The organism is Pyrobaculum sp. (genome assembly GCF_049971835.1).
GTDB lineage: Archaea > Thermoproteota > Thermoprotei > Thermoproteales > Thermoproteaceae > Pyrobaculum.
Window position 1 is genome coordinate 1 of record NZ_JBMFKV010000073.1, and the last position, 9565, is coordinate 9565.

At 58.8% G+C, this 9565-nt stretch carries 12 protein-coding genes and 2 pseudogenes; 7 read left to right on the forward strand and 7 right to left on the reverse strand.

All coding sequences use genetic code 11. The features are described from left to right. Positions 1-51 precede the first annotated feature (51 nt). The 3 genes and pseudogenes from ACP5J3_RS07610 to ACP5J3_RS07620 all read left to right on the forward strand — a co-directional run bounded on the left by ACP5J3_RS07610 (position 52) and on the right by ACP5J3_RS07620 (position 2373). A pseudogene (locus tag ACP5J3_RS07610) lies at positions 52-656 on the forward strand (citrate/2-methylcitrate synthase). Positions 657-709: 53 nt separating this feature from the next. Continuing rightward, positions 710-1480: an electron transfer flavoprotein subunit beta/FixA family protein gene (locus ACP5J3_RS07615; RefSeq protein WP_428495136.1), complete on the forward strand. Its 771-nt coding sequence runs from the start codon at positions 710-712 to the stop codon at positions 1478-1480. Beyond that, on the forward strand, positions 1477-2373 hold the full coding sequence (locus ACP5J3_RS07620; protein WP_014287988.1) for an electron transfer flavoprotein subunit alpha/FixB family protein: 897 nt from the start codon (positions 1477-1479) through the stop codon (positions 2371-2373). The genes ACP5J3_RS07615 and ACP5J3_RS07620 overlap by 4 nt, the downstream gene beginning before the upstream one ends. Before the next feature lie 45 nt (positions 2374-2418). Here ACP5J3_RS07620 and ACP5J3_RS07625 read toward each other — a convergent pair whose 3' ends face one another. Next, entirely contained in the window at positions 2419-2571 is a 153-nt protein-coding gene (locus ACP5J3_RS07625) for a hypothetical protein (protein ID WP_428495137.1), read from the reverse strand. 5 nt (positions 2572-2576) lie between these two features. On the opposite strand from ACP5J3_RS07625, the pseudogene ACP5J3_RS07630 reads away from it, so the two are divergent. Next, positions 2577-3851: pseudogene (locus ACP5J3_RS07630) on the forward strand (acyl-CoA synthetase); the annotation flags it as partial. On the opposite strand, the gene psmB reads toward ACP5J3_RS07630, so the two are convergent. Next, entirely contained in the window at positions 3829-4440 is a 612-nt protein-coding gene (psmB, locus tag ACP5J3_RS07635; RefSeq protein WP_428495138.1) for an archaeal proteasome endopeptidase complex subunit beta, read from the reverse strand. The pseudogene ACP5J3_RS07630 and the gene psmB overlap by 23 nt on opposite strands. A gap of 78 nt (positions 4441-4518) precedes the next feature. Here psmB and rtcA point away from each other — a divergent pair, with 78 nt between their 5' ends. Further along, complete coding sequence (rtcA, locus tag ACP5J3_RS07640) at positions 4519-5571, forward strand: RNA 3'-terminal phosphate cyclase (protein ID WP_428495139.1); 1053 nt, start codon at positions 4519-4521, stop codon at positions 5569-5571. A 454-nt stretch (positions 5572-6025) separates the two neighbouring features. On the opposite strand, the gene ACP5J3_RS07645 is transcribed toward rtcA, so the two are convergent. The 3 genes from ACP5J3_RS07645 to cyoE form a co-directional block, all read right to left on the reverse strand. After that, positions 6026-6415 carry a type II toxin-antitoxin system VapC family toxin gene (locus ACP5J3_RS07645; RefSeq protein ID WP_428495140.1) on the reverse strand — a complete coding sequence of 130 codons (390 nt, stop codon included), beginning with the start codon at positions 6413-6415 and terminating at the stop codon, positions 6026-6028. Beyond that, on the reverse strand, positions 6382-6648 hold the full coding sequence (locus ACP5J3_RS07650) for a hypothetical protein (protein WP_428495141.1): 267 nt from the start codon (positions 6646-6648) through the stop codon (positions 6382-6384). Before ACP5J3_RS07650 ends, ACP5J3_RS07645 begins: the two co-directional genes overlap by 34 nt. A 301-nt stretch (positions 6649-6949) precedes the next feature. Beyond that, entirely contained in the window at positions 6950-7786 is an 837-nt protein-coding gene (gene cyoE, locus ACP5J3_RS07655; RefSeq protein ID WP_428495142.1) for a heme o synthase, read from the reverse strand. 238 nt (positions 7787-8024) lie between these two features. On the opposite strand from cyoE, the gene ACP5J3_RS07660 reads away from it, so the two are divergent. Beyond that, on the forward strand, positions 8025-8201 hold the full coding sequence (locus ACP5J3_RS07660; RefSeq protein ID WP_428495143.1) for a hypothetical protein: 177 nt from the start codon (positions 8025-8027) through the stop codon (positions 8199-8201). Here ACP5J3_RS07660 and ACP5J3_RS07665 read toward each other — a convergent pair. Continuing rightward, positions 8198-8581, reverse strand: coding sequence for a transcriptional regulator (locus ACP5J3_RS07665; protein ID WP_428495144.1), 384 nt, complete (start codon positions 8579-8581; stop codon positions 8198-8200). The genes ACP5J3_RS07660 and ACP5J3_RS07665 overlap by 4 nt on opposite strands. Beyond that, positions 8574-9203, reverse strand: coding sequence for a hypothetical protein (locus ACP5J3_RS07670; protein WP_428495145.1), 630 nt, complete (start codon positions 9201-9203; stop codon positions 8574-8576). Before ACP5J3_RS07670 ends, ACP5J3_RS07665 begins: the two co-directional genes overlap by 8 nt. Between ACP5J3_RS07670 and ACP5J3_RS07675 the strand changes: the two genes are divergently transcribed. Beyond that, positions 9202-9435, forward strand: a complete 234-nt coding sequence (locus tag ACP5J3_RS07675; protein WP_428495146.1) for a hypothetical protein — start codon at positions 9202-9204, stop codon at positions 9433-9435. The two genes, ACP5J3_RS07670 and ACP5J3_RS07675, sit on opposite strands and share 2 nt — an antisense overlap. The last annotated feature ends 130 nt before the right edge of the window (positions 9436-9565 follow it).

Below are 9565 nucleotides of genomic sequence, written 5' to 3' on the forward strand. Positions count from 1 at the left end.
GCGGTGAGGGGGGAGAGGCCGAGTCCCCGCGAGGTGAGGGCCCTCGACGTCATGTTGGTGATATACGCCGAACGCTCTATGAACAACAGCGCCTTCACCGCGGTGTCGGTGGCCTCGACGCTGGCGGACATGTACGCCGCCGTCACCGCCGCAATAGCAAGCCTCAAGGGGCCGCTCCACGGGGGGCAAACGTCGACGCGGCCAAGATGCTTGAGGAGGTGGAGAGCGTCCAGAGGGTGCAGAGCTGGGTAGACGAGCAGCTAGCCAGGGGGAGGAGGATCCCAGGGTTTGGACATAGGCTGTATAAAAAGGGACCTGACCCCCGTCTGAGAGTACTGCGCCTCCTCGCTAGAGATCTGGCGGCTGAGAGGGGCGACTTCCGCTGGGTCGAGCTGGCGGAGAAGCTAGAGGAGTACGTGACGTCTAAGCTCTCGCAGAAGGGCATATACCCCAACACAGACCTCTACGCCGCGGTCATCTTCAGATACCTGGGGCTACCGGTTGACCTAAATCTCCCCACCTTCGCCGTGTCTAGAGTGGCTGGGTGGGTGGCGCACGTGCTGGAGTACCGACAGTCAAACCGCCTAATTAGACCCACCGAGAGGTACACAGGTCCGCTGGGGCTGAGGTACGTGCCCATTGATCAGAGGGGCTAGCCGGTTCTCTATTTGGCTGTATATTCTTTAAATAGGTACACATTTGGGGGGCTATGAAGGTGGCTGTCCTGGTCAAGACAGCGCTCGACACGGGCCAGCTCCGGGTGAGGGATACGGTGGCGACGGAGGAAACCCCGCTGAAAATCAGCGACATAGACCGAAACGCCATTGAGGAGGCGGTGAAGCTAAAGGGGCAGGACAAGGCGTACGCCGTCACTGTGCTGAAGTGGGGGCCCCTCCAGAAAAAGGCCCAGGAGGCTGAGAACGTGTTGAGGGAGGCCCTGGCCATGGGCCTGGACGAGGCGTACCTCGTCGCCGACGAGAGGTTGCTAAACGCGAGCCACGTAGTCACGGCAAAGGCGCTGGCCGCTGTGGTTAAAAAAGTCGGCGCGGACATAGTACTGGCCGGGGAGGCCACTGTCGACAACTACACGGGGCAGATACCCGCTAGAGTCGCCGCGGAGCTGGGCTGGCCCGTGGTGACCTACGTGAGAGAGCTGAAGGTAGAGGGGGGGAGGCTAATAGCCAGGCGCGACTTGGAGGACCACGTGGAGGTTGTGGAGGTTCAGCTACCGGCTGTTGTCTCGGTGACGAGGGAGATCAACCAGCCGCGCATCCCCACGTTGCTCGCAATTAGGGCCGCTATGAAGAAACCAGTAAATAGGCTCACCCTAGCCGACCTCGGCGTCGAGGTGGCGCCCAGGATAGCCGCCGCCTACAGGCCCCTTGTAATACAGAGGAAAAGGGTGGTTATTAAAGACGGCACGCCGGAGGAGAAGGCTGAGAAGTTGATACAGTACCTCAGACAGGAGGGGGTGATATGAAGGCCCTAGTGGTCTACCCCAACAGGGAGCTTCTATACGCCGCGTCTACACTAGGCGGAGAAGTCGCGGCGCTGGTCTTCAGCGAAAGGGAAGCCGAGGCCGTCAAGGGAGTGGCTCACAGGGCGTTGGTGGCTGAGGTAGATCCGAGGCTACCCGACGCGGTCGCGGAGGCTGTTGTCAAGGCCGCCCAGAGCTACCAGGTAGTGTTGTTGCCGTCTACTAAAAACGGGAAGACCGTGGGGGGCCTGGTGGCGCAGAGGCTGGGGGCCGAATTCTTGACAGACGTGCTTTCGCTGAGGGTGGAGGGCGGCGTGTTGAAGGCGGAGAGATACGTCTTCGGCAACAAGGCCGTGGCGGCTGTGGAGGCCGCTCCACCAGTTGTCGTAACAGTTGCGCCGGGCAGGTTCCAGGGCCAGCCGCCGGCAGTCCAGACCGCAGTCGAAAAAGTGGCTCTCCAGGTTGGTTCTAAGATGAAAATCGTGTCTGTGGAGGAGAAGGCGAGGGGCGCCGTTAAGCTGGAGGAGGCGGAGATAATCGTGTCTGTGGGCAGGGGCTTCAAGAAGAAGGAGGATCTCCAAATGGCTTTTGAACTAGCCAGAGTGCTAGGCGGCCAGGTGGGTTGCTCCCGCCCCATAGCCGCGGACTTGAAGTGGTTGCCAGAGGAGCACTGGGTTGGGCTCTCCGGCAAGAAGGTGAAGCCGAAGCTCTACCTAGCCATCGGCATCTCCGGTCAGCCGCAACACATAGCGGGTATATTAGACAGCCGCATCATCGCGGCAATAAACAACGACCCCTCTGCGCCCATCTTCCAAAACGCAGACTACGGCGTCGTGGAGGACTTGTACAAAATAGTCCCCATATTGATAAACAAATTGTCAAAAACTAAGGGCTAGCCGGGGATTTAAGCTCGCGGAGGACGTCTCTAATAGACACCATTCCTACGAGCCCCCCTTTTCGTTAACAACTACCAGATAGCAGATGTTGTGCATCATTATTAGCTCAACCGCCTTATCCATATCTGTGTCTTTGCCTATGCTAATCACGCCCGTAGATATAAACGCCTCGATAGGCGTAGACAGCGGCATCTTCATGGCGATGGTGGCGTGAAGAAATATCTAAAATACCGCCGAACGCCTACGCCGAGCCTGAGTGGGTCAGCGGCGACTCGCCGCTCTTCATCCTCTACACCTCGGGCACCACGGGGAAGCCCAAGGGGATACTCCACCTACACGGCCAGTACATGGTGTGGATCTAGTACGCCTTTAACCACCTGGTGGGGGCCGAGAGGGAGTTCCGCGACGACATAGTCTTCTTTTCCACAGCCGACATCGGCTGGATATCGGGCCACCACTACGGCGTGCACGGCCCCCTCCTAAACGGCCTCACCGTGCTCTGGTACGAAGACGCGCCCGACTACCCTCACCCAGGGGTCTGGTGGGAGATTGTAGACACCTACAAAGTTACGCACCTCCTCTTCTCCCCCACCGCCATTAGGCTTCTTATGAAGTACGGCGAGGAGTGGCCAATGAGGTATAAGCTAGACACCCTCATGGCCCTCTACCCCACCGGCGAGGTGCTAAACGAAGAAGCCTACAACTGGATGAGGAGGTACCTATGCCGCGAGAGGGCTGACTGTCAGATAGCCGACATATGGGGCCAGACGGAGACCGCCTGCTTCGTGACGGCGCCCGGCTCCATGAACCTCGGCGGGTTTAGATACAAATACGGCTCCGTGGGTCTCCCCTACCCCACCCTGAGGCTCGTGGTCCTCGACGACGACGGCCGGGAGTTGCACCCCGGGCAGAAGGGCCACATAGCCGTAAAGCCCCCCCTGCCCCCCGCCTTCCTCCACACCCTCTGGAAAGACCCGGAGAGATACGTCAAGAGCTACTGGTCCCGCTTCCCCGGCTACTACGCCACGGGCGACCTGGGCTACATAGACGAGGAGGGGCACCTCCACATACTCGGCAGGTCAGACGACGTGATTAAAGTGGCCGGCCACCGCTTATCCACCAGAGAGGTGGAGGACATACTCACCTCGCACCCAGCCGTGGCGGAGGCCGCCGTGGTGGGCATACCAGATCCAGTCAGGGGAGAGGTGCTGGGCGTATTTGTAGTCCCCAAGCTCGGGGCGAAGATAACAGAGGATGAGGTGGCCCAGCACCTACGCAAAACCCTGGGGCCCGTGGCGGTGGTGGGGAAGATAGCCATAGTGGGTAAGCTACCCAAGACGAGGACTGGGAAGGTGATGAGGCGCGTCCTTAGGGCGTTGGCCGCGGACCAGCCGCTGGGCGACTTAAGCACCCTTGAGGAGCAGGAGGTCCCGACGGAGCTTCAAAAAGAGCTCTCTAAATCACCAACTGCACCCTAACCTCCTCCTCCCTGGCCCCTTTTTCATCCACAACAACGAGGTCGATCCCCCCGCCGGAGACGGGGTCCCTCTCGATGGCGGCCTTAAGCGCCTGCACAGCCAGCTTCTTGGCCTCCTCTATCGACATGTCGTTCCTGTAGTTGCCGTCCAGCACAGCGGCGGCTAGCTTCGCGCCTGTGCCCAACGCGGCGTAGTTATCCTCAATTAGACTCCCCAGGGGGTCCATTACAATTAGGTGAGACCCCTCCTCGTCGACGCCCCCCACGAGCACCTCGGCGAAGAAGGGCATAAACCTCCTGCTGAACATAACCACCGAGAGGAGCTTAGCCATGGCGTGGACAGAGGGCTTCTTCTTCATCTCCAGCTCGTAAGCCTTGGCATTCAGCTTGAGAATCTTAGCCAGGGTCTGCATGTCGGCGATTATGCCGGCCGAGGCAATCGCCAGCTTGTCGTCGACGACGAAAACCTTCTTGCCAGAGGAGCTCAGGGTGTAGAAGCCGTACGACACCCTCTTCTCAGCCGCCAGCACCACGCCCCCAGCCGTCTTGATGCCCACAGCTGTCGCGCCGATCTGAACCTCCTCACCCATGGGAGGGGCCTTATGTGGTGTATATAAGCATTCCACCGCCGTGGGGAGAGGCTTAAAAACCCGGCGCTGGAGGTAGACGTGGCGGTGAGAATAGACGGCTCCTACGGAGAAGGCGGCGGCCAGATACTGAGGACCTCTATAGCCCTGTCGGCGCTTCTGGGCAGGCCAGTGGAGATTATAAACATACGCGCCAAGAGGGCAAACCCCGGCCTCCAGCCGCAACACCTAACCGGCGTGAGAGCCGCGGCGCTCCTCACAGACGCCGAGGTCGTGGGAGCTGAGAAGGGCTCAACCCGCCTATACTTCAACCCCCGGACCCTTAAATGCGGCAGATACAACATAGACATAGGCACCGCCGGAAGCATCTCGCTGGTGATACAGACGCTAACCCCCATACTCCTCTACGCTCCGTGCCCCACCGAGGTAGCCATAACCGGGGGCACTGACGTGGCCTGGGCCCCGCCTATAGACTACATGCGCCACGTATTTACCAAGGTGCTGGCGAGGTTCGGCGCACGAGTCGCCATTGAGCTAATCAGGCGGGGCCACTACCCCAAGGGCGGAGGGAAGGCGGTTCTCAAGGTCCAGCCCGTGGAGACGCTGTCGGCGGTCGACTCGCCGGAGTTCGGCAGGCTCGTAGAGATAAGGGGGATTTCACACGCCGTGAACCTACCCCCGCACGTTGCTGAGAGGCAGGCGAAAGCCGCCAGAGAGGCGCTGGAGAGGCTGGGCTACAAAGCCGAGGTGGACCTGGAGACAAGGAGCGACGGGCTGGGCCCCGGTAGCGGCGTGGTCCTCTGGGCAGTCTCAGAGACGGGCAACGTAGTAGGCGGCGACGCCCTGGGGGAGAGGGGCAAGCCGGCGGAGGCCGTGGGGAAGGAGGCCGCCGAGAAGCTAGCCGCCACCCTAGCCTCCGGCTCCTCGCTAGACCCCCACATGGCCGACATGGCCGTGGTCTACATGGCACTGGCCCAAGGCACGAGCAGAATGTCAACCCCCGAACTCACCACCCACCTACAGACAAATATATACATAGTTGAACAATTCCTCCCAGTAAAGTTTAAGGTAGAAAACATAGGCCGCCGCTATGTAATCCAAGTCGAGGGAGCGCCACAACACCGCAAATATTGACATCTGCAAAATTTTTATCTATTGATTTAGTTATAAAAATGTACAAATTTGATAAATCTTTTTTATGTCTAGCTTAACTAGGTGGTGGTTCCGGCGCCGCGGTGGCGGCGGCGGATAGCTTCAAGCTGTCGTACAGATTTTCGACAGTGCCGGCTGGCAACGCTGTAGTCATAGCCTTTTCAAAAATGGGAAATCTATTACGGAGTAACGTCTCTTGTAGCCACCGCGCTTACTGGCTCCTCCTAGCGCTCGGCGGAGATGCGCCAAAGCCGCTGGCCTACTTAACCGCCTCTCCAGAGTGCCAGGTTTGCCAAGTCCCCTCATAACTCCATTGGCCCCGGGCTCTTGTCGGCTCTCTCCTTAGCCGTCGTCTACGTGATGGCTACCGTCGCTGTGATCGCCTATCTTAAAGGCCGTGTATAACGATCTGCCAGTCCACACGTCTCTCCTAGCCTCAGATTATCACGCTTTTCACCTCCGGCAACCTTTCCCAGTCCTTGTCTCGAGTCACCACCACGGCGTTTAGCTTTAAAGCCGCGGCGGAAATCAGAGCGTCGCCGGGGTTAACCCCCCTTTCTAACACCCAGCGGGTGGCCGCGGCGACGTCTTGAATAGACAAGTCATCCACCAGCCTCAGCCCCACCTCCTCCATCAAAAGGGGTAGCATTTTTATAAGCCTCAGATACCCCTCCCTCCTAGCCCCCGCGGCGGAGTCAGCAGACTTCTTAGCCCACACCAAGTACTCAAGCACGGCTACAGAAGTGACGTACCTCTCTCTACACTGAAGCACAGAGTCAAGCCTCTTAGAGACTAAGACCGAAGTGTCGACGACACACCTCTCCATATCTCCTCCTCAACCAGCCTCTCCACCTCCTCAGGCGCCGGCTCCCCCACCACGTCTAGAAGCCTGTAGTAAGCGTCTAAAACAGCCCGAATCCCCTCAGACCTCACCCGCTCGGCCAGCTGTTTGTCCGGCGTTATGAAAAACCCGCCGCCGACCTTCACCACGTACAGCCTCCTCCCGGCGTACTCCCTCCCAATAACAATCCGCCCCCACTCGTCGACCTTTCCCAACACGTCCCACACCTATGACCCACTATATAAAACTTACGCCCCCTCCCGCCGCCTCGCCTTACCCTTTAAAGAGAGCCTCCTGTAGACCAGTCACTACAGCCTGCAACGCCAGGTCCCACGCGACATCGGCGCCCGGGATCCCGTCCCCCCGGCACCCCCGGAGAATAGAAAGTGGGTGTTTTGAAATCTACCTAGAGAGTGGGCGGCATTAAGTCTTCCCTATGTACTTCATGTACTTAGATACGGTCTCCCACTAACGTTACCTGGCTAAGCTGAGGAACCAGAGGAGCCTTGGAAAAAGCCTTCAGTGGATGAGGAGCGCCAGGAGGAAAAAGGTGAGGACTGGGCTCGACATTTTGTACATCTTCCACATAGATGCGTCATCTCTCTTCTTAAGAACTAGAAGGCTTGAGTAAAGCGACATGGCGGCCCCAAGGGCCACTAGCAGTAGCCCGGCGCCCAGCCCCACGAAGGCTAGGTAAAGCACAACGGCGTACAAAGCGCTTAGGATATTCATAGAGGTTATCACGAGCTGAGAGGTTCCTAGACTCACCACGGTGGGTAGCATGGGGACGCCCGCCTTGATGTAATCTGCTCTGTATCTATACGCGAGGGCCCATATGTGGGCTGGGATCCAGAGATATATGGCGAAGGAGAGGAGGACAGCCGGTAGATCTACGTAGCCCCTCCCCAGGGCGTATCCGCCGAGGAACGTGGCGTTGCCTGCGAAGCCGCCCGCCAGTACGTTTAGCCAGCTCCTCCTCTTGAGCCAGATGGTGTACACCACGACGTAGAAAAACCACCCCAGCGCCGTGAAGAAGGCGACGAGGGGAGTTAGGAAGACAAACGCCACTGCGACGCCCGCCGCCGATAGAGCGAGGGAGTAGATAAGGGCGGCCCTCGGGTCGACGAGGCCGCGGGGCAGGGGTCTATTTGCTGTGCGGGCCATCCTCGCGTCTATGTCCCTCTCCCAGTAGTGGTTAAAAGCCGCAGATCCTCCCGTGGACAGCGCCGCGGCTACAAGAAGCCACAGCAACTTCTGCAAGTCCACCGCAGGGGTTGTGTAGACGTAGCCCGCCGCGCTTGCAAGCACAAGTAGCCATATTACGCGCGGCTTCAGTAAAATAAGATAGGGCGACATATCTATGTTGATAAGTGGCGTTATAAAAATTTAGCGTAAATAACATTAGTGGGAATAGGAGGAAGTCTGTCTCTGTGACAACCTCGGCGAATTATCTTCCGAAGATGTACGATCTCCGAGAGGCGCGGTCCCGCCATGTGCCGCCCCTCACTACGACACCGCTGAGCGAACCCCCGCGAGAGATATCAATGTAGATGGCCAGCGCGGCGCCTCCCCTTCCAGCAAGTTATAAACGTACATGGCGGCGTGGGCCGAGGGCAGTGGCCGCCAAGAGGCTGGAGTTGACGTGAAGACTAACCGGGGGCGGGGTCTGGGAGAGGCGCTCAAAGGACAGACAAGGGTGGACGTGTGCCGCCAGGAGATGGTGAGGAGTAATCCCCCGGCGCGGAAGGCGAGGGCCCCCCACTGCACCTAGGCGGTGTCAGACCCTTGACCCGATCTTTGTTGCCGGAGTAGCTCCATAAATACGTCAACCAGGTCTTTCTGGACGCATGGATAACCCACCGCCTTGCACAGAGCCTCTTTAGTGACATACGTGCCCAGTTGCCTAACAACCGACGGCCTGAGCCTCGCCTCCCTCACCACGTATATCGCCGTAGCAATTCCCCTGTCTAAGCCCTTTGGGAAGTACCGGGGGCGTTGCGCCAGATCCACCACGTAGATTTCCCCCGTCCGCAACAGTTTAGTAATCCAGTACTGGGCAGTCCCCACCGGGATGGAGAGCTCCCTCACGAGTTCTCTGAAGTGGGGGCCGGGACAGCTCCGCAGGTACTGGAGTATGGAGGCGCTAATCACGGCTTCTGGATGCGGGTACTGGCTCCGGGGGCGTCTTGACCTCCTCAACGCGGCCGCGGCTCTGCGTCAGCTGAATCACCGCGCCTTTCCTCACCGTGTCTACATCGCCGGCGGGCGTTACGTGATGGGTAAGGCAGCCGAACCTCACGGCGGAGAAGAGCCTCGCGCGTATCTTCTGCACAGTCTTAACCGTGAGGACGCCGTCGAGCATTGTGACATACATCTCGGCATGAGTGTCCTGGGGCGCCGAGATCGACGATACGCACACCCGGCGGAGAGCTGGGTTTGTGAAGGTGAAGCCCGCCACCGCGGCGCCACTAGGCACCACCTCAACGTAGATGTTCGACACAGCCACGGGGGCTACACGACGAGAATAGCGGCTAGTAGGGACAGCTACACGACCCACCATATGTATTTCGTCTTGCAGAGCCGCCGTGAATATGGGAAACGAAATGAGTCTGAGGAAGTGGTCCATGTTGGCGTCGCCGATGCTCATCACAAAGCTCGTAAACATATAGAGGTAGAGGAAGAACTGGCTTAAAAACAACGCGGCGAAGATCAGCGCCAAGGTTAAACCCCCGGTCCCTAAATACGCCCTTATGTTGACCGGAGCCGCGGCCATGGGGGGTAACCACGTGGAGGACGAAGCGGCCCAGCGTCAACGTATCGGTGACACAACGGTGGCTAGAACCACGGCAAATGGCAGAGATAGACAATATATATCAAAAGGACCATGCCCCCTCTTATTTAAAACTAACATAGCCACGCCCCTCGCCAGCCTCGCAGAGGCGGTGGCGGTGCTCGTAGTTGCTTGGATAATCCACGCCGCCATGATGATACTACGAGAGGGGTAATCCCGCCAAAGCCGCCCTAGGAGGCTTGTGACTTGGCCTTCTCCGCCACGTAGCTGGCAAGCGCCCTCACGTCATCCTCCACAGAGGCAAGCCTTGTATATCTGCTCAACACGCCGCTCTTGTCTAGTCC